This is a genomic window from Microbacterium sp. Nx66 (assembly GCF_904066215.1).
Classification (GTDB): Bacteria; Actinomycetota; Actinomycetes; order Actinomycetales; family Microbacteriaceae; genus Microbacterium; species Microbacterium meiriae.
The window spans coordinates 1,059,732-1,078,361 of sequence record NZ_LR880474.1 but is presented as its reverse complement, the minus strand read 5'-3'; the positions used below and the strand labels follow the sequence as shown (position 1 = coordinate 1,078,361).

14 protein-coding genes are annotated in these 18,630 nt (G+C 71.0%); 4 read left to right on the top strand and 10 right to left on the bottom strand.

The genetic code is table 11. The features are described from left to right. Positions 1 to 36: 36 nt before the first annotated feature. Positions 37 to 243 (top strand): AsnC family protein, encoded by a 207-nt coding sequence (locus tag MICNX66_RS05040; protein ID WP_187663555.1) that lies wholly within the window; start codon positions 37 to 39, stop codon positions 241 to 243. A 76-nt stretch (positions 244 to 319) separates the two neighbouring features. After that, a complete protein-coding gene (locus MICNX66_RS05035; protein ID WP_187663554.1) occupies positions 320 to 2,206 on the top strand; it encodes an ABC transporter ATP-binding protein in 1,887 nt (628 codons plus the stop codon). A gap of 239 nt (positions 2,207 to 2,445) precedes the next feature. On the opposite strand, the gene MICNX66_RS05030 is transcribed toward MICNX66_RS05035, so the two are convergent. Beyond that, complete coding sequence (locus tag MICNX66_RS05030) at positions 2,446 to 4,308, bottom strand: phosphoenolpyruvate carboxykinase (GTP) (protein WP_187663553.1); 1,863 nt, start codon at positions 4,306 to 4,308, stop codon at positions 2,446 to 2,448. A 109-nt stretch (positions 4,309 to 4,417) separates the two neighbouring features. On the opposite strand from MICNX66_RS05030, the gene MICNX66_RS05025 reads away from it, so the two are divergent. Continuing rightward, positions 4,418 to 5,860, top strand: coding sequence for an XRE family transcriptional regulator (locus tag MICNX66_RS05025; RefSeq protein WP_071328117.1), 1,443 nt, complete (start codon positions 4,418 to 4,420; stop codon positions 5,858 to 5,860). A gap of 92 nt (positions 5,861 to 5,952) precedes the next feature. On the opposite strand, the gene MICNX66_RS05020 is transcribed toward MICNX66_RS05025, so the two are convergent. Together MICNX66_RS05020 and MICNX66_RS05015 are read right to left on the bottom strand one after the other, a co-directional pair. Beyond that, a complete protein-coding gene (locus tag MICNX66_RS05020; RefSeq protein WP_187663552.1) occupies positions 5,953 to 6,996 on the bottom strand; it encodes a winged helix DNA-binding domain-containing protein in 1,044 nt (347 codons plus the stop codon). A gap of 104 nt (positions 6,997 to 7,100) precedes the next feature. After that, a complete protein-coding gene (locus MICNX66_RS05015; protein ID WP_187663551.1) occupies positions 7,101 to 8,543 on the bottom strand; it encodes a glyceraldehyde-3-phosphate dehydrogenase in 1,443 nt (480 codons plus the stop codon). Positions 8,544 to 8,707: 164 nt separating this feature from the next. On the opposite strand from MICNX66_RS05015, the gene MICNX66_RS05010 reads away from it, so the two are divergent. Further along, positions 8,708 to 10,051, top strand: coding sequence for an amidohydrolase family protein (locus MICNX66_RS05010; protein WP_187663550.1), 1,344 nt, complete (start codon positions 8,708 to 8,710; stop codon positions 10,049 to 10,051). Between the two features lie 86 nt (positions 10,052 to 10,137). Here the strand turns inward: MICNX66_RS05010 and MICNX66_RS05005 are convergent, their stop codons facing one another. From MICNX66_RS05005 to MICNX66_RS04975, 7 genes are all read right to left on the bottom strand, one after another. Beyond that, positions 10,138 to 11,127, bottom strand: coding sequence for a methyltransferase family protein (locus MICNX66_RS05005; protein ID WP_187663549.1), 990 nt, complete (start codon positions 11,125 to 11,127; stop codon positions 10,138 to 10,140). A 74-nt stretch (positions 11,128 to 11,201) separates the two neighbouring features. Continuing rightward, positions 11,202 to 11,876, bottom strand: a complete 675-nt coding sequence (locus MICNX66_RS05000; RefSeq protein WP_187663548.1) for an alpha/beta fold hydrolase — start codon at positions 11,874 to 11,876, stop codon at positions 11,202 to 11,204. Positions 11,877 to 11,910: 34 nt separating this feature from the next. Beyond that, positions 11,911 to 12,498, bottom strand: a complete 588-nt coding sequence (locus tag MICNX66_RS04995) for a TetR/AcrR family transcriptional regulator (protein ID WP_101846902.1) — start codon at positions 12,496 to 12,498, stop codon at positions 11,911 to 11,913. Positions 12,499 to 12,545: 47 nt separating this feature from the next. Beyond that, on the bottom strand, positions 12,546 to 13,394 hold the full coding sequence (locus tag MICNX66_RS04990) for an ATP-binding cassette domain-containing protein (protein WP_187663547.1): 849 nt from the start codon (positions 13,392 to 13,394) through the stop codon (positions 12,546 to 12,548). Next, entirely contained in the window at positions 13,391 to 15,187 is a 1,797-nt protein-coding gene (locus MICNX66_RS04985) for a dipeptide/oligopeptide/nickel ABC transporter permease/ATP-binding protein (protein WP_187663546.1), read from the bottom strand. Before MICNX66_RS04985 ends, MICNX66_RS04990 begins: the two co-directional genes overlap by 4 nt. After that, positions 15,184 to 16,125 carry an ABC transporter permease gene (locus tag MICNX66_RS04980; RefSeq protein WP_187663545.1) on the bottom strand — a complete coding sequence of 314 codons (942 nt, stop codon included), beginning with the start codon at positions 16,123 to 16,125 and terminating at the stop codon, positions 15,184 to 15,186. Before MICNX66_RS04980 ends, MICNX66_RS04985 begins: the two co-directional genes overlap by 4 nt. A 73-nt stretch (positions 16,126 to 16,198) precedes the next feature. Continuing rightward, positions 16,199 to 17,728 carry an ABC transporter substrate-binding protein gene (locus MICNX66_RS04975; RefSeq protein ID WP_232089196.1) on the bottom strand — a complete coding sequence of 510 codons (1,530 nt, stop codon included), beginning with the start codon at positions 17,726 to 17,728 and terminating at the stop codon, positions 16,199 to 16,201. Between the last annotated feature and the right edge of the window lie 902 nt (positions 17,729 to 18,630).

Here is an 18,630-nt window from a genome sequence, read left to right as displayed (position 1 = left end):
CAAGCGTCAACGAACATTGACGCGAAGGAGGTCTCCATGTCTCACCCCACCACCATCGCCGCGGCCGAGGGCGGCGAACCCCTCGCCGAGCTCCACCGCCTGGCGGCGCTACGCAAGGAGCTCGCGCGCGCCGAAGAGGCCCAGGTCCGTCGCGCTCGCACGAGCGGCTACTCGTGGCAGGCGATCGCGAGCGCCCTCGGCGTCACCAAGCAGGCGGCACATCGCCGTTTCGGTCGCACCTGAGCCCATACAGCCACCCCATAGGAAATGACCGCGCCCCGAGTACGGTCGAAGTACCATCTCCAGATCGAGGTCCCCCATGTCCCGCAGGGCGACAGCACGCCGACGCGGACGGGGCGCACCGGCCGACGGGCCGCGCGCCACCTTCCGCCAGCTCCTCCCCTTCCTCTTCGAGCACAAGCGCACCCTCGTCGTCGTCGCCGTCCTCAGCGTGTTCGGCGCCGCGACCTCGCTCGTGCAGCCCCTCCTCGTCGGACAGGTCATCGAGGCAGTGCAATCCGACGGCACGATCGGCGTCCTCGTGTGGCTGCTCGTCGGTTTCGTGATCGTGTCGTCGATCATCTCCGGGTTCCAGCACTATCTGCTGCAGCGCACCGGCACCGCGGTCGTCTACTCGAGCCGCCGCAAGCTCATCGCCCGCATCCTGCACCTCCCGACGTCCGAGTTCGACGCACGGCGCACCGGCGATCTCGTCTCCCGCGTCGGCACCGACACCACGCTCCTCTACGCCGTCCTCACGCAGGGGCTCGCCGACGCCGTCGGCAACGTCGTGCTCTTCGCGGGCGCGCTCATCGCGATGCTGCTCATCGACCCCGTTCTGCTCCTGCTCATCGTCCTGGTCATCGGCGTCTCCGTCGTGGTCGTCGTCGCCCTCAGCGGCCGGATCCGGACGGCGTCCACGGCCCAGCAGGAGAAGGTCGGCGAGCTGGCCTCGGGCGTGGAGCGGGCCGTCGGCTCCATCCGCACCATCCGGGCCTCCGGCGCGACCGAGCGGGAGACCGCGGCGGTGACGGAGCGGGCCTCCGAGGCGTACGGCATCGGCGTGCGGATCGCGAAGATCTCCTCGCTCGTGGTGCCGGTCGCCGGCATCGCCCTCCAGCTCTCCCTGCTCGTCGTGCTCGGCGTGGGCGGCTTCCGCGTCGCGGCCGGAGCCATCTCGATCGCGGCCCTCATCTCGTTCGTGATGTTCCTCTTCCTGCTGGTGATGCCCCTCGCCTCGACGTTCGGCGCGATCACCTCCGTCAACCAGGCCCTCGGCGCGCTCGGCCGCATCCAGGAGGTGCTCGACCTCCCCACCGAGACCCAGGACGACGCAGCCACCGCCGCGGCCCTGCCCCGTGACGAGGAACCGGCTCCGGACGCCCCCGCTCTGGAGTTCCGCGACGTGCGCTTCCGCTACCCGGAGAACGTCGTCGCCGCCCGCCGTGCCGCCGCGAGGGAGGCGCAGACCCTGCTCGCCGATGCGCACCTGGAGCAGACCGAGGCCGCACCCGACCCCCAGGACCACGAGGTGCTCCGCGGGGTGTCGTTCGCGGTACCTGGTGGGGCACGCGTGGCGCTGGTCGGTCCGAGCGGAGCGGGGAAGAGCACGATCCTCTCCCTCATCGAGCGCTTCTACGACCCGACAGGCGGATCCATCCGGTTGAAGGGGCACGACACGCGCACCTATCCGCGGGACGAGCTCCGCGCCCACTTCGGCTACGTCGAGCAGGACGCCCCGACGCTGGCCGGCACCCTCGCCGAGAACCTGCGGCTCGCGTCACCGACGGCCACGGACGAGGACTGCGCCCGCGTGCTCCGCGCCGTGAACCTCGGCGACGTGCTCCAACGGAACCCGCTCGGCGTCGACGCTCCCGTCGGCGAGGACGGCGTGATGCTCTCCGGCGGCGAGCGGCAGCGACTCGCGATCGCCAGGGCGCTCCTCACCGACGCCCCGATCCTGCTGCTGGACGAGTCGACCTCCTCGCTCGACGGCGTGAACGAGCAGCGCATGCGCGAGGCCATCGATGCGGTCGCCACAGACCGCACGCTCGTCGTGATCGCCCATCGTCTGTCCACCGTCGTCGACAGCGACCTCATCGTGGTGCTGCAGGACGGCGTGGTCGTGGGACAGGGCACCCACGCCGAGCTCGTGGAGTCGACCCCGCTCTACCGCGACCTCGCCCGCCACCAGCTCCTCGCCTGACCCTCCCTGCCCCCCTGTACACCGCCGAGACCCCGGCTTTCTGCCGAGACCCCGCCTTCCGCACGTATGCGGGGCGGGGTCTCGACGCGAAACCGGGGTCTCGCCAGGAGTGGGCACACGAAGGCGGGGCGTCGGAGACCACTCAGCCATGGGTTCGTCTCTGATGCCCCGCCTTCGCGGGTAGGGCTCGGCCTGAGGCCGAGGGTGCCGGCTCCCCCGAACCGGCACCGGTCTGGGGGCTACGCCTTCGCGAGGCGGTAGCGCAGCGACGCGAGCTCCGTGCGGAGGGCCGCGGGCACCCGGTCGCCGAAGGTGTCGTAGAACTCCTCCGTGAGGTCGGCCTCGGCCTTCCACGCCTCGGGGTCGACGGAGAAGAGCTCGTCGAGGTCTTCCGCGGGGATGTCGAGCCCGTCGAGGTTGAGGTCCTCCACGCGCGGCAGGCGTCCGATCGGGCTGTCCACCGCCGGCACGTCACCGGCCACGCGGCGGATGATCCAGTCGACGACGCGGGAGTTGTCGCCGAACCCGGGCCAGAGGAACCGGCCGTCCGCTCCGCGACGGAACCAGTTCACCTGGAAGATGCGCGGCGCGCGGTCGAAGCGCAGGCCGCGGCCGACCTTGAGCCAGTGACCGAAGTAGTCGGCCATGTTGTAGCCGCAGAACGGCAGCATCGCGAACGGGTCGCGGCGCAGCTCGCCGACCGTGCCCTCGGCCGCCGCCGTGCGCTCGGAGGAGATGTTCGAGCCGAGGAAGACGCCGTGCGTCCAGTCGGTGGCCTCGACCACGAGCGGCACGTTGCTCGCGCGGCGTCCGCCGAAGAGGATGACGTCGAGCGGCACGGCCTCCTCCCAGTCCTCGGAGATCTGCGGGCACTGAGCCGCCGACACGGTGAAGCGCGAGTTGGGGTGCGCGGCGGGACGACCGGAGTCGGGCGTCCAGTCGTTGCCCTCCCAGTCGATGAGGTTCGCGGGCGCCTCGTCGGTCAGGCCCTCCCACCACACGTCGCCGTCGGGGCGGAGCGCGACGTTGGTGAAGATCGTGTTGCCCCACAGCGTCTCGACTGCGGTGACGTTGGTCGACTCACCCGTTCCGGGCGCGACGCCGAAGAAGCCGGCCTCGGGGTTGATGGCCCACAGGCGTCCGTCCTCGCCGGGACGGATCCAGGCGATGTCGTCGCCGAGGGTCTCGACCTTCCAGCCGGGGATCGTCGGACGCAGCATCGCGAGGTTCGTCTTGCCGCAGGCCGACGGGAACGCGGCTGCGACGTGGTAGGCCTTGCCCTGCGGGTCGATCACGCGGACGAGGAGCATGTGCTCGGCGAGCCAGCCCTCATCACGCGCGATCACCGAGGCGATGCGTAGCGCGAAGCACTTCTTCGCCAGGATGGCGTTGCCACCGTAGCCCGAGCCGTACGAGTAGACCTCGAGCGTCTCCGGGAAGTGCACGATGTACTTGTCGTCGTTGCAGGGCCACTCGACGTCCGGTTCGCCGGCCTCCAGCGGAGCACCGACGGAGTGCACCGTCTTGACCCACGGCGCGCCCTCGGCGATCTGGCGGGTGACCTCGTCGCCCACGCGGGTCATGATGCCGATCGATGCGACGGCGTAGGCGCTGTCGGTGATCTGCACGCCGATGTGCGACAGGGGTCCGCCGACGCGACCCATCGAGAACGGCACGACGTACATCGTGCGGCCGCGCATCGAGCCCTCGAAGATCTCGTCCATCTTCGCGTGCATCTCTTCCGGGTCGGCCCAGTTGTTGGTGGGCCCGGCGTCCTCCTCGCGCTCCGAGGCGATGAAGGTGCGGGCTTCGGTGCGGGCGACGTCGCTGGGGTGCGAGCGCGCCAGGTACGAGCCGGGGCGCCACTCGGGGTTCAGCTTGATGAGCTTGCCCTCGTCGACGAGTCCGCGCAGCAGCCAGTCGTTCTCGGCGCGCGAGCCGTCCACCCAGTGCACGGCGTCCGGCTGCGTGAGCGCGCGGATCCCTTCCACCCAGGCGGCGAGCTCGGCCATTGCGGGGGTGTCGTAGGAGGGGGCGGTGCCGAACGTGCGCGTCGGGGTGACAGGGGACGTGCGAGGGGTGAGGACTTCGGCCATGGCCATGACTGCTCCTTCGAAGTGTGGGGCGTTGCTTCCATCTTCTTCGCCCTTGACGCGGACTTTCGGCCAAACCGAACGATAAGAATCGCTGTTCTTTCGCTAGACTCAAACAATGGCGTCCTCCGGCATCCACCTCACGACCCTCGGCCACCGCATCCGGCACCGCCGCCTGGAGAAGGGGTACACCCTCGACGAGCTCGGCGCCCTCGTCGGCGTCGCCGGCTCCCAGCTCAGCCTCATCGAGAACGGCAAGCGCGAGCCCAAGCTCTCCCTCCTCCAGGCGATCGCCCAGGCCACCGGCACCGAAGTGACCGACCTCATCTCCGGCGAGCCGCCGAACCGGCGTGCCGCTCTGGAGATCGAGCTGGAGCGGGCCCAGGAGAGCCCGGTGTTCCGTCAGCTCGGTGTCTCCCCGGTCCGCGTCACGAAGGGCATGAGCGACGAGACCATCGAGTCCATCCTCGGCCTCCACCGCGAGCTGCAGCGCCGCGAGCGCGAGGCCATCGCCACCCCGGAGGAGGCCCGCCGCGCCAACACGGAGCTGCGACTGCGGATGCGCGCGCAGAACAACTACCTCCCCGACATCGAGAAGCTCGCGGAGAAGCAGCTCAAGGCCGCCGGCCATTCGCAGGGCGCTCTGACCCACCGCACCGTGAGCATCATGGCCGAGAAGCTCGGCTTCGAACTCATCTACGTCAACGATCTGCCGCACTCGACGCGCTCGGTCACCGATCTCGAGAACGGCCGCATCTACCTGCCCCCCGCCTCGATCCCCGGTGGACACGGCCTGCGGTCGATGGCACTGCAGGCCATGGCGCATCGACTGCTCGGGCACACGCCGCCGACGGACTACGCCGACTTCCTGCAGCAGCGGTTGGAGATCAACTACTTCGCCGCGTGCTGCCTGATGCCGGAGACCGCCGCGGTGGCCTTCCTGCAGCAGGCGAAGAAGGACCGCAACCTCGCGGTGGAGGACTTCCGCGACGGGTTCGGCGTGACGCACGAAGCGGCCGGCATGCGCATGACGAACCTGCTCACGCAGCACCTCGGCATGTCGCTGCACTTCCTGCGCGTCGACTCGACCGGAGCCATCACGCGCGTCTATGAGAACGACGACCTGCCCCTGCCGATGGACGTGACGGGGGCGGTGGAGGGGCAGCGCGTGTGTCGGAAGTTCCAGGCCCGCTCCGCCTTCACGGAGCAGAACCGCACTGTCGAGCACCACCAGTACACGGACACGCCGTCCGGCACGTTCTGGTGCTCCACGCAGACCGGGTCGTCGAGCGAGGGCGAGTTCTCCGTCACGGTCGGCGTGCCGTTCGACGACGCCCGGTGGTGGCGGGGACGCGAGACGAACGACAGGGCGGTGTCGACCTGCCCCGACGAGGCGTGCTGCCGCCGCCCGTCGGCCGAGCTCACGGAGCGCTGGAAGGGACGGGCGTGGCCGAGCGCCCGCGTGCACACCCACATGTTCTCGCCGCTCCCCCGCGGCATGTTCCCCGGCGTGGACGACAACGAGGTCTACAACTTCCTCGGCCGCCACGCCAGTGAGTGACCCGCCGCCCCACCCCCTTGCGTGCGCCCCGGCCCACTACGCGCTGCCGTAGGGGGCCGGGAGGCACGGAAAGGGGTGGGTCGACGAGGGGCTCAGGCGATGAACGCGGCGAAGCGGGCGAGTGCGGCGGTGACGGCGGCGGGGTCCTCGGGGGGCTCGAAGAGAGTCGGAGGGGTGGTGTGGGCGGCGGCGGCGTGCGTCCAGCAGCCGATCACGCGGCCGTGCTCCACCACGGTCGCCCGGACCATCCCGTTCTTCCCCGGTCCCACGGCGGCGAGGTGTTCCGGAGCGCACACGACGGTGCGGTCGGCATAGGAGATGTAGAACTCGTCGAAGGCACCGAGGGCGAAGACGGACGGCCGGCCCGCCGCACGTCGAGGCGGAGTGCGGCCGACGAAGACGCCGTCGTCCCATTCGGTCACCCGGGGTACCGCCCGCTCCGCCGCCTCCCTGGACTTCCCAAGCGTCAGGCCCGACCACCACGCGAAGTCCGCGACCCCGGCGGGCCCGTGCCCCTCGACATAGCGGACGAACAGCTCGGCCAGCGGGTCGTCCGGGCGGGCGTGGTCGCGGATGTGGTCCGCCGCGAGCACGAACCGCTGCTCCCGCGTGATGCCCTCCCGCGGCACGACCGGCCCCTGCACGAGCACGCCGGAGACCGTCATCGCGAACAGCAGGTGGATGCCGCGCTGCCCCGAGGGGTCGATGCCGATGCCCTCGAGCACCGCGAAGATCTCGCTCCGGGTGAGGCCGCCGTCACGGAGCCGCGGCGTGAGCTCCCGGACGACCGCGTCGATCATGGCGTCGTCGATGCCGAGCTGCCGCTGTCGGGAGGCCGCCTGCTGCTGCTGTCGTGCGGCCGTGACCTCCAGCACCCACCCGACATCCCGCGCGGGGATCGTGTGGAGCGTCCCCCGCATGGTCCAGGCCCGGACGAGGTCGCCACGGTCGAACGCGGCGTCGACGTCACGGAGGCGTACGTCGCCCTTCGTCCGCACAGCCAGCGCCCACCGTCCGGCCGTGAAGTCCTGGCTCTGCACCGCCAGCAGCCGCCCCGCCGCCCCCGCCACGTCCGCCTCCGGCGCGGTCAGCCCCTGCCACCGCAGCCGCTCCTCCCGCCACTGTGAGGTCTTCATGCCCCTCATCATGCCGCGACCCACCCCCTTTCGCGTGCCCCGGCCCCGTGCGTGCGGACGCAGGGGGCCGGGTCGAGCGGAAGGGGGTGGGTCGACGGGAGAGGTCAGAGGGTGACTTCGCGGCGGGTGGGGAGGACCACGGGGTGCGAACCCGCCATGGTCTCCAGCACCCGGATGACCTGGCAGGAGTATCCGAACTCGTTGTCGTACCAGACGTAGAGGATGAGGGTGTCCTCGTCGGCGATCGTGGCCAGACCGTCGACGATGCCGGCGCGGTGCGAGCCGACGAAGTCCGTCGAGACCACCTCGGGGCTCTCCACGTAGTCGATCTGCTGCCGGAGCTTCGAGTGCAGCGACACCCGGCGCAGGTAGTCGTTGACCTGGTCCTTGGTGGCGGGGCGCTCCAGCGTGAGGTGCAGCACCGCGAGCGAGACGTCCGGCGTGGGGACGCGGATCGCGCTGCCCGTGAGCTTGCCCTCCAGCTGCGGGAGGGCCTTGGCCACGGCCTTCGCCGCCCCGGTCTCGGTGATCACCATGTTCAGCACGGCGGAGCGGCCGCGGCGGTCGCCCTTGTGGAAGTTGTCGATGAGGTTCTGGTCGTTCGTGAACGAGTGCACGGTCTCGACGTGGCCCTTCACGACGCCGTAGGCCTCGTCGATCGCGGCGAGCACCGGGGTGATGGCGTTGGTCGTGCACGACGCCGCGGAGACGATGCGGTCTTCCTCGGTGATCGTGTCGTCATTGATGCCCTGCACGATGTTCTTCAGCGGGCCTTTACCGGGGGCGGTCAGCAGCACGCGGGCGACGCCCTTCGCACGGAGGTGCTGGGAGAGTCCGGCCTCGTCGCGCCAGCGGCCCGTGTTGTCGACGACGATCGCGTCATGGATGCCGTAGGCGGTGTAGTCGACCGCCGCCGGGTCGTCGGAGTAGATGATCTGGATGCGCGTGCCGTTCGCGATGATCTGCTCGGCCTCTTCATCCACCGTGACCGAGCCCGCGAAGCGGCCGTGCACCGAGTCCCGCAGCAGCAGCGACGCGCGCTTGACGAGGTCGTTCTCGGAGCCGCGGCGCACGACGATGGCGCGGAGCCGGAGTCCGCTCCCGCCGCCGGTGTGCGCGATGAGGATGCGGGCCAGCAGCCGGCCGATGCGCCCGAAGCCGTAGAGCACCACGTCGGTCGGCGGCGCCGGGACCGCGCCGACGGCCGGGGCCAAGGTCTCGGCGAGGTACTCCTCGAGCGGGCGGCCGCTCTCCGCGTGCCCCTCCACGAGGCGGGCCACGTCGATCGACGAGGCGCCGGGGGCGAGAGCGTGGATGCCTTCGAGCACCGCCAGGCTGTCCTCGACCTCGAGCCGCTCGTGGCCGAGCTGGGCCACGCGCTCGTGCACCTCGACGAGGCCGGTGGCCGAGAGGCCTAGCAGGCGGTGGCCGTGCAGCGAGGTGACCACGTCGCGCTCGCGCTTGAGAGCCCCGATGAGCGGGATCATCCGCTCCGCCAGCTCTTCGCTCGCCGTCCATTCGTCGCGGTGTGCCGCGGAATCGTTCATCTGCGTCCTTGCATGTGTGAGCGCGCGCCGAGGTCGCCGGCGCGCGCGAGGTTGCCGGGGTGTTCGGGGGATGACTCCAGGGTACAAGCCGCGGAACCGCGCGCCGAATCGGTCGGCGCGGGACATCCCGAGTGCACGAGTTTTACGTCTACACTGGTGGAATAATGAGCAGCGCACTCCTCGGCGACGACGCCGACCTCCTCCTCCGCGGTGGCCGCATCCACACCTTCGACGCCACCGATTCCGTCGCCACCGCGATCGCCGTCCGCGACGGGATGATCGTCGCCACCGATGCCGCGGCCGAAGCCCTCCCAGCCCGCGAGATCGTGCAGCTCGACGGCCGCACCGCGATCCCCGGCCTCAACGACGCGCACCTCCACGCCGCGTGGCTGGGCGCACGCTGGCCGCACCTCTTCTTCTCCGACACCCCGCCCGAGGAGCAGCCGACCGGCCGCCTCGTGACCACGGCCGGTGAGCGACGCAGCGCCCTGCGCCGCGCCTGGGCTCTGCTCGCGGAGCTCGGCATCACGAGCTACACGGAGCCGGGCATCGGCCCCGGGGAGGACGACGGGGAGACCGGCTGCTTCGGCACCGACATGCTCGAGTCGTATGTGGAGCTGCACCGCGAGGGGGCCCAGACCTCGCGCGTCACGCTGCTGCGCCTGTTCGGGACGATCGACGGAGAGAGCTCCCTAAAGGACTTCGCCGCCGGACTCCCGGTGCCGCCGCCGACGACCGACCCGCGCTGGCTCGCGATCCCCGGCGTGAAGATCTTCGCAGACGGCATCCCGCCGATGGCCACCGCATGGACGTCCGACCCGTACCCCGACGGGACGACCGGGCACCTGCTCACCCGCGGCGACGCCGATCCGCTCAGCGCCTTCCAGCAGATGATCGCCCTGGCCGCCGGTCGCGGACTCCAGATCGCCGTGCACGCCACCGGCGATCGCTCGATCGAAGAGTTCCTCACCGCACTGGAACGCGCCGGCGAGACTCCCCCGCCGCCGGCACCCCACCACGTCGTGCACGGCGACCTCGCGACGCCGGCGCAGATCCGCCGCGCGGAGCGTCTCGGCGTCGGGTTCGCCGTGCAGCCCCTCATCGCCGCGCACACGCACTCCTGGGCGGCCGTGCAGCTCGGAGAAGCCCGCGTCGCCGCCGCCTGGCCGCTGGCCGAGATGCTCTCCTCGGGGGCGCTGACCACGCTGACCAGCGACGCGCCGATCGCCACGCCGGACTGGCGCCCCAGCCTCGACGCCTCCCTCGCCCTCCTCGCCGCCGACGGTCGGGCGGACGACGCCGCAACTCGGCGCCGGCTGCTGCGCACCATGACGGCGGACGCCGCGATCCAGGACGGTGCCGCGACCTGGAAGGGAACCCTCGAACTCGGCAGGGTCGCGGACATCACGGTGCTCGACGAGGATCCGTGCACCCCGGGGCGCCCGTTCGCCGCCCTCCAGGTCGAGCGCACGATCGTCGACGGCCGCACGGTGTTCGCGCGCGGCTGACCACCCACCCACGAAAACGGCGGGCGGCATGTTCACGCATGCCGCCCGCCTCTGATCCCCCTCGGACCAGTCTCGGACCGCGGTCGTCAGACCGCGGTGGCCAGGAGCACGCGCGGGCTCCCCGGCAGGGCGACGGTGTCGCGCACCGCCCACCCGGCATCCGACAGCCAACCGCGAACCTCGGACTCGGGGTACACCACGGTGCCGTCGATCACGAGGTACTCCCCCGCGTGCAGGGCATCCAGGGCGCGCTGCTCGTCGTCGTCATCGAGGAAGAAGTCGAGCACCGTCAGCGTCGCCCCGTCGGCCGCCGCCGCACGGAGTCGGCGGAAGATCTGCGCGTTCTCCTCCGCGGAGAACCGGTGGATGACGTGGTTGGCGAACACCGCGTCGTACGCGCCCTCGGGAGCCGTGGTCGCCGTGTCCCCGACCTCGACGGCGGCCCGGTCGGCGACGCCCGCCGCTGCGACCGCCTCGGCCACGCCGTCCTCGAATCCCGGGGCGTAGACGAACGTCGTGTGCAGCTCGGGGTTGCGCGCCATGACGGCGAGGGCGAACTCGGCGGACAGACCACCGAAGTCGAGGGCCTTCGTCGCGCCGGCGAGGTCGACGAGCCGGCCGAACTCCTGTGCGTGCAGGCGGTTGTACGTCATGACGCCGGCCATGAACGTCCCCCACCGCGCGTCGTCCATCTGCAGGTCGCCCGGTTGGGTGGTGTCGACCGTGTGGGCGAACTGCAGCCAGTGCGGGTAGCTGATCTCGTCGAGGAAGGTGAGGAAGGGGGCGAGATCGATCACCGCGTCCTCCCCGGTGAGGTAGGCGGACGCGTCGGGGGCCAGCGCGTAGCGCCCCTCGGTGCGGACGAGGAGACCCTTCGCCGCGAGGGCGTCGGCGAGCAGCCGGGCGATCCGCTCGCTCACCCCGCAGCGCTCGGCGATCGCCGCAGCCGTGTCGGCGCCGGCGGCGACGGCGGCGAACAGACCGATGCGGCTGGCCTGGAAGAGCTGCTTCGCGGCCATGTAGCCGGTGGCGATGTCGAGGATGCGGGCGGCGTCGGGAGTGGGGGTGTCGGTCATGGCGGATGCCTTTCGATATGTCTACGAACGTTGGAAATAAAGGACAGGAGGGGGCCGGGCGTCGATCGGGCGGGTCAGTCCGCGAGGAACCCGCGCACAGCGTCGCGGAACGCGGCGGTGTGCAGCGCCGCGAGATGATCCCCGGGGACGCGTCGCACCCGGACGTCGGGCAGCCGCGCGGCGAGCTCGTCGATGCCCGCGGCCATCGGGTCATCGGTACCGCCCAGGAGCAGCACGGGCATCGCCGGGGCAGCAGCCTCGGGCGAGAACGGCTCGGTCGCGAGCCCCTCGATGAGGTCGAGCAGATCGTCCGGGCGGTTGCCGGGCAGGCTCACCATGTGCACGATCATCCCGGTCAGCGGATCGACGGGAGCCGGTCCGCCGGCGATCGCGGCCCGAGCGGCGGAGAGGTCGACGAGCGTGAAGGGCTCCCCCGCACTGAGGCCGCCGAGCACGAGACGCCGCACCGCGACACCCGGGTGCCGGGCGAGGTCCCACGCGAGCCGGGCACCGAGCGAGTAGCCGACGAGGTCGACCTCGTCCGGGCCGATCGCTGCGGCGAGCGCGTCGAGCACCGCGGAGGTCGGCACGACTCCGAGCCCGGGGGCGTCGCCGTGCGCCGGCAGGTCGAGGACCCGGCGCGGCCGGTCGCCGAGCACCGCCGCCCACTCGCTCTCCGGCCAGTCCTGCGTGCCGCGCGAGGCGAGGCCGTGCAAGAACACCACGGGTCGTTCGGGGGAAAGGGTCATGACGGGCCGTCCTCTCGGGACCGGCCCCTCGCCCTCAGCGCAGCCGCGCGAGGAACCGGTCGATGTAGTTCTCGTAGTCGGCGATGCGGTCGCCGTCCGGGTACATGAGGTTGATGACCGTCGCCCCGACCGCCGCGGAGATGTACTCGTCGGCGAGCGGGCCGTAGTCCTGATCGCGGATCGATCCCTCGTCGCGGGCCGCCTCCATGCGCGCGATGAGCGAGGATCGCCACGAACCCAGGTGTCCGCGGTAGAGCTCGGCCAGCGACTCGTTCGCCATCGCGTACTCCCAGAGCGCCAGGAGCACCCGGCCCGCGGCGATCTGCTCCGGGTCGCGCGGCACGGTGGCCTGCAGGAAGCCCCGCAGCGCGTCGTCCGCCGCCACCGGTTCCTGCCCCGCGGCCTCCACGCCCTCGGACATCTGCTGCAGGATCGTCTCGAACGTCGCCGCGACGATGCTCTCCTTCCCGGGGAAGTAGTGCTTCAGCGCGCCGTTCGCGAAGCCCGCCTCCGCGGCGATGCTGCGCATGGTCGCCGCCTCGAACCCACCCTTCAGGATGATGCTCTTGGCCACCTCGACGATGTCCCGTCGCCGCTGGTCGTGGTCGATGATCTTCGGCATGGCGTCCTTCCGGCCGAGTCCGGGGTGTGGCGTGTTCCGGCCTGGAGCTACCGTACCGCCGCATCGGGCACCTCCCGCAGAGCGAGCCATTGCGCCCGGCGTTCCCGCTGCGCCACCGGGTCCGCGACGGGCGAGGCCAGCCGCAGGCGCTCGGCGTACGGGTGACGCGGCGTGCGGGTGACCTGCTCGCCGTCGCCGATCTCCACGATCTCGCCCCGGTACATCACGGCGACCCGGTGACAGACCCGCCGGACGACGCCGAGGTCGTGCGAGACGAACAGGTAGGCCACGCCGGTGTCGCGCTGCAACTCGATGAAGAGGTCGAGGATGGTCGCCTGCGTGGTGAGGTCGAGCGCGCTGACCGGCTCGTCGCACACGATCAGCCGGGGTCCGCGGACCAGGGCGCGGGCGATCGCGATGCGCTGCCGCTGCCCGCCGGAGAACTCGCTCGGATACCGGTCCATGCTCGTGGAGGGCAGGCGCACGCGGTCGAGCATGTCGCGCACGCGCGTGTCGGCCGCCTTCGCTCCGATGCCCGTCGTCAGCAGCGGCTCGGCGAGGATGTCGCCGATGGTCAGTGCCGGGTTGAGGGAGCCGTACGGGTCCTGGAACACGACCTGCACATCGTCGGCGAGTGCCCGTCGTGCCTTGCCGCCGAGGCCGCCGATGTCCCGGCCGTCGAAGCGGATGCGGCCCGCGGTCACCGGGGCGAGGCCGAGGATGGCCTTGCCGAGGGTCGACTTCCCGGATCCGGACTCCCCGACGAGGCCCAGGCATTCACCGGAGGCGATGTCGAGGGAGACGCCGTGCAGCGCGCGGAAGGCGTGTCTTCCGCGGCCGTACTCGACCACGAGGTCGTCGACCTGCAGCAGGGGGTTCACCGGAGCGGCGTTCATGCGGGGACCTCCGTCCGGCGGCTGTCGAGCGCGGCGCGCCCTTCGGCATCATCGAGCGACGCGGCGATGAGCTCGCGCGTGTACTCCTGGGTGGGCGCGGCGAAGAGGTCGTCCACGGGCCCCGACTCCACGATGTCGCCGCCGCGCATGACGATCACGCGGTCGCAGATGTCGGCGACGACGCCGAAGTTGTGCGTCACGATGAGCAGCGCCATGCCGTACTCCGCCTGCAACTCCCGCAGCAGCTCGAGCACCTCCGCCTGCACGGTGACGTCGAGGGCGGTGGTGGGCTCGTCCGCCACGAGGAGCGACGGTCGACCGGCGATCGCGCCGGCGATGAGCACGCGCTGGGCCATGCCGCCGGACACCTGATGCGGGTAGCTGCGCATCACGCGATCGGGATCGGACAGCCCGACCCGCAGGAGCACCTCCCGCGCGCGCTGCCGGGCGGCGGCCTTCGCGAGCCCGTGCGTCCGGCGCAGCGGCTCGATGAGCTGATGCCCGATCGTGTACGAGGGGTCGAGGTTGCTCATCGGCTCCTGCGGCACGTACCCGATCGTGCGTCCGAGCAGGGCCTGGCGCTCCTTCGGCGTCGCGTGGGTGACCTCCGCGCCGCCGACCCAGATCGCGTCGGCGGTCGCCCGGCCGGTCGCGGGGAGCAGGTCGAGCACCGAGAACACTGTCTGCGACTTGCCCGACCCGGACTCGCCGACGATCCCGACGACCTCGCCTGGCGCGACATCGAGGGTCACGCCATGCACGACCTCGGTCTCCCCCGTCGGCGTCGCGTGGACGACGTGCAGGTTCTCGACGCGGAGGGCCGACGCCGGGGCCTCGTGGCGGACGCTGCCCGTGGCGGGAGCCGCGGCGACCTCGTCGCCGGTCTCGAGCACACCGCGCCGCCGCCGTCGGGCCGCCCGCGGCGTGCGCACCTGCACGAGCTCGGCGAGCGTGGAGCCCATGATCGCGAGGACGGCGATCGTGAGACCGAGCGCGGCGGAGGGCCACAGGAGCATGAGGGGGTAGGTGAGCATGAGCCGGAAGCCCTCGAGCATCATCGCGCCCCAGCTCGGCACGTTCGAGTCGCCGATGCCGAGGAACTGGAGCCCCGCCTGCATGCCCATCGCGATGCCGGCCGTGAGTGCGGTCTGGATGATGACGGGCGGGTAGACGGCCGTGATGACGTGCCGGAAGATGATGCGCGCGTCCGACAGGCCCGACACGCGGGCGGCGTCGATGTACGCCTCGCCGCGGACGGCGAGCGTCTGCGACCGCGCGATGCGGAAGTACCCCGGCACCATGAAGACACCGACGGTGACCATCAGCAGCTCGAAGTTGTTGCGGCTGCCGGCGGCGACCACGAGGAGGATGATCATCCCGGGGATCGACTGGAGGGCGTCGCTGATCCAGGTCGCGACCCGGTCGAAGACGCCGCCGAAGTACCCGGCTGCGACACCCGACGGGACCCCGACGACGAGCGCCGTGACGATCGTGATGAGCGCACCCCACAGTGTCGTCCTCGTCCCGTAGATGAGGCGACTGAGGATGTCGCGGCCGGTGGAGTCGCCGCCGAGCAGGTGCTCCGGCGAGGGCGGGGCCTTGGCCGCCGCGAGGTCGACGAGGTTCGGGTCCATCGGCGCCAGCAACGGCGCGAACACACCGACGAGCACGATGAGCACGAAGATCGCGAGCGGGATGTAGCCGCCGGGGTGACGGAGGAAGCGTCGGAACAGGCTCGACCGGCGCTTCTGGGCGGCCCGGTCGAAGGCGACGCGGATGTCTGTCGTGGTCATGCGACGCGCACCTTCGGGTTGATCCAGCCGAGCACGAGGTCGAGCAGGAGGTTGATGAGGACGACGAAGACGATGGAGACCACCGTGATCCCGAGCAGCATCGGGATGTCGCCGTTCTGCGACGACTGGTTCGTGAGCTGCCCCAGACCGGGGAGGCTGAAGATCTGCTCCACCACGATCGCCCCGGAGAGCAGGCCCACGAACATCAGGGCGATCACCGTGAGCGCGGCGGGCGAGGCGTTGCGGAGGATGTGCAGGTTCACCCGGGCGGCGGACAGGCCGCGGCTGCGGAGCGTGCGCACCCAGTCCTGGCGGCTCTGGGCGATCACGGCATTGCGCAGCTGCTCCGACACGGCGACGATGCCGCCCAGGGCGAGGGAGATCGCCGGCAGCGTGATCGAGCGCAGCCAGCCTTCGACGGACTGCGTCGGCGGGACGTAGCCCACGGCGGGGAACCACTTGAGTTGCACCGCCAGCCACATCACCAGGACCAGGCTCACCCAGAACCCGGGAAGTGCGAAGAGGACGACGGAGATCCCCTTGATGATGCGGTCGAACCAGGTGCCGGGGCGGAGTCCGGTGATCATGCCGAAGGCGACGCCGATGACCGCCGTGATGAGGGTCGCGAGGGTCACGACGGAGAGAGTGACGGGGACCTTCACCGCGAGCTGCGCGCCGACCGGCTGGAAGTTGCGCCACGAGACGCCGAAGTCGAGCAGGACCGCGTGGGAGAACCAGTCCCAGAACTGGACGATCAGGGGGCGGTCGAGTCCGATCTTCGCCGCCAGGGCCTGCTGCTGCGCGGGACTCGCGGTCGTGCCGAGGAGCGAGGCGGTCGGGTCGCTGATCGCGAGGTGGGCGAGGAAGAACGTGCCGATCGAGACCGCGACGAGCAGGAGGATGCCGGACAGCACCCGCTTCGCCGTGAAGAGGAGCATGGGGGCCTCTCGAGGGTGAGGAGGAGGGGAAGGGGTGCCGGGGCGGCCGCGTGGCGACCGCCCCGACGGGCGTTCAGCCCTGCGTGATGTACCGCAGCGTCGGGAACATCATCCCCACGACGGGCTGCAGCTGGATGCCGGGCGCCGTGTAGTAGATGTTGTTCGCCTGGTACCAGACCGACCACCAGGCCTGGTCGACGAGGGCCTCGTTGAGCTCCTTGATGGCGGCGGTCTGCGCGTCGCCGCGCTCCGTCTGCACCTTCTCGACGAGCGGGGCGATGACCTCGTTCTTCGCGTAGTCGGGCTCCGGGTTGAACCACTGCACGCTCGTCAGCTGCCGGGAGACGGTGGCCACGTCGTTGCCGTCCATCGCGAGGAAGGAGATGAACATCGGGTAGTTCGGGGCGTTGAGCTGGTAGTCCGGCATCTGCATGTTGTCCCAGGTGACGGTGATGCCGAGCTCGTTGAGGGCCTGCTCGGCCGACGGCTTCCACATCTCGAAGATCGGGGACATCGGCATCGAGATGTCGAAGCCGTCCGGGTAGCCGGCGTCGGCCAGGAGCTCCTTCGCCTTATCCATGTTGAACGCGTAGGCATCGTTGAGCTCGGGGTCGTTGATGTCGCCGCCGTCCGGGAAGACCTGGTTGGTGGCCACGCCCGCACCGCTGCCGACCGCCGCGAGGACGGCCGCACCGTCGAACGCGTAGTTCAGCGCCTGGCGGACCTCGAGCGTGCCGAGGGGCTCGCTCTTCGCGCCGGTGTGGTCGGTGATGACGAGGCCCGCCCACCCGGAGACGCGCTGGGCGGTGTTCCAGCCCTGCTGCTCGGCCTGGTCGAGGTTGGCCACGTCGCCGTACTGCACGTTGATCTGTCCGCTGAGCATCGCGTTGTGCCGGGCGGTCGCGTCGGTGATCGGGTAGATCGCGAGCTCGGAGAACGGGTACGTCTTCGCGTCCCAGTGGTCCTCGGTCTTGGTGAAGTGGTACTCGGCGCCCGCGACGCTGGTGTCGCTGTCGAGCACATAAGGGCCGGAGCCGACCGGGTCGCTGCCCAGCGTGCCCGCCTCGATGGAGGCCGGGGGCATGACGTAGCTGCGGCCGAGGCCCATCAGGTAGAGGATCGTGTCGTCGCGCTGCGTAAGGGCGATGCGGACGGTGTCGTCATCGACCTTCTCGAAGCCCTTCGCGTTGACGTAGGCCTCACCGGACCGGGCGCCGGCCTTGAGGTACTCGAGGCTCGCGACGACGGCGTCGGCGTCGACCGGGGTGCCGTCGCTGAACACGGCGTCGGTGCGGATGTCGAGGTCGATGCTGAGGTCGTCGTCGGCCACGGTCCACTTCGTCGCGAGCGACGGGATCGGGGTGCCGTCGGCGTCGAGGGCGATCAGGGCGTCGTACACCGCGGACAGGTAGGGGCCGTCGAAGCCGATGTCGGCGAGGGACGGGTCCCACGAGGTGACGTCCAGGAAGTTGCCGATGTTGAGGGCGTCGGGGCCTTCGGCGCCGCCGCCCTCGGACGGCGAGGGCGTTCCGCCGCCGCTGCAGCCGGCGAGTGCGAGGGTCGCGGCGACGGCGGCGGCGACCGCGAGGGGCATTCGTTTCATGGTTCCTTCTCTCGGGTGCAGGGGGTGGTGAAGAAGGTTCGAAGAGCCGCTGACCGGAGACCGGGACCGACGCCACTTCGATGTGTCGTGCTGGTTAGTCTACATGCGTGGAAAAAGAGCGCAAGCGCGTTTCTTCCTCTGTCCGCGCGGACCGATGCCTCAGCGCGCACCCGCCTTGCTCCCCCGCGCACACCCCGCCCCGTCCCGTACCCCGCCCGCCCGCACCCCGCGGGTGCAGGTGCGGGTACCGGGATCAATAACGCACCCCTGCCCTCCCCGCGCGGCCCACTTCTGATCCCGCCACTGCGCCCACCCGTCCGACCGGATCAGAAACACCCCTCGGCGACGCGTTTTCGGCACCCTTCTCATCCCGCACCGGGGTGAACGACGGCGCGAACGGGCCACACTGCCGCTCCCGGGGGCCACCGCATCCCTTCCCGGGATCAAGAACGCACCGCCCACCCGGGCCCCAGGAGCACTTCTGATCCGGAGCGTGCGCGGGGCACTTCCGATCCAGCACGGAGGCGAGGAGCAGTTCCGATCTGCTGCGGACACGAGGAGCACTTCTGATCCGGGGCCCCGGAGAGCGGTCCGGTCGCGCACGAGCGGCGGGCCCGGCGACCGACACCAGAAGCGGGATCAGAATCGGCCGCACGCCCTCCTCACGCGGCGCGTCTTCTAATCGGCGCACAGAACGTCACGCCCTGCGGGATCAGAAACGTGCCCGTGGGGTGCGCGCGAGGTGCGGAACTGATCCCGCACGCGAAGTGGGACGCGGGGGCGGAGTGGGACGCGGGCCAAGCGAGTGCGGGATCAGGAACGTGCTTGCGGGGTGCGCGTGAGACGCGGAACTGATCCCGCACGCGGAGTGGGACGCGGGGGCGGAGTGGGACGCGGGGGCG

Bases quoted from the DNA above. Each gene is read 5' to 3' on its own strand.
- MICNX66_RS05035 (WP_187663554.1), top strand. From the start codon at position 320: ATGTCCCGCAGGGCGACAGCACGCCGACGCGGACGGGGCGCACCGGCC.
- MICNX66_RS05030 (WP_187663553.1), bottom strand. From the start codon at position 4,308: ATGGCCATGGCCGAAGTCCTCACCCCTCGCACGTCCCCTGTCACCCCG.
- MICNX66_RS04995 (WP_101846902.1), bottom strand. From the start codon at position 12,498: ATGCCGAAGATCATCGACCACGACCAGCGGCGACGGGACATCGTCGAG.
- MICNX66_RS04980 (WP_187663545.1), bottom strand. From the start codon at position 16,125: ATGCTCCTCTTCACGGCGAAGCGGGTGCTGTCCGGCATCCTCCTGCTC.
- MICNX66_RS05040 (WP_187663555.1), top strand. From the start codon at position 37: ATGTCTCACCCCACCACCATCGCCGCGGCCGAGGGCGGCGAACCCCTC.
- MICNX66_RS05010 (WP_187663550.1), top strand. From the start codon at position 8,708: ATGAGCAGCGCACTCCTCGGCGACGACGCCGACCTCCTCCTCCGCGGT.
- MICNX66_RS05005 (WP_187663549.1), bottom strand. From the start codon at position 11,127: ATGACCGACACCCCCACTCCCGACGCCGCCCGCATCCTCGACATCGCC.
- MICNX66_RS05025 (WP_071328117.1), top strand. From the start codon at position 4,418: ATGGCGTCCTCCGGCATCCACCTCACGACCCTCGGCCACCGCATCCGG.
- MICNX66_RS04990 (WP_187663547.1), bottom strand. From the start codon at position 13,394: ATGAACGCCGCTCCGGTGAACCCCCTGCTGCAGGTCGACGACCTCGTG.
- MICNX66_RS05020 (WP_187663552.1), bottom strand. From the start codon at position 6,996: ATGAAGACCTCACAGTGGCGGGAGGAGCGGCTGCGGTGGCAGGGGCTG.
- MICNX66_RS05000 (WP_187663548.1), bottom strand. From the start codon at position 11,876: ATGACCCTTTCCCCCGAACGACCCGTGGTGTTCTTGCACGGCCTCGCC.
- MICNX66_RS05015 (WP_187663551.1), bottom strand. From the start codon at position 8,543: ATGAACGATTCCGCGGCACACCGCGACGAATGGACGGCGAGCGAAGAG.
- MICNX66_RS04975 (WP_232089196.1), bottom strand. From the start codon at position 17,728: ATGAAACGAATGCCCCTCGCGGTCGCCGCCGCCGTCGCCGCGACCCTC.
- MICNX66_RS04985 (WP_187663546.1), bottom strand. From the start codon at position 15,187: ATGACCACGACAGACATCCGCGTCGCCTTCGACCGGGCCGCCCAGAAG.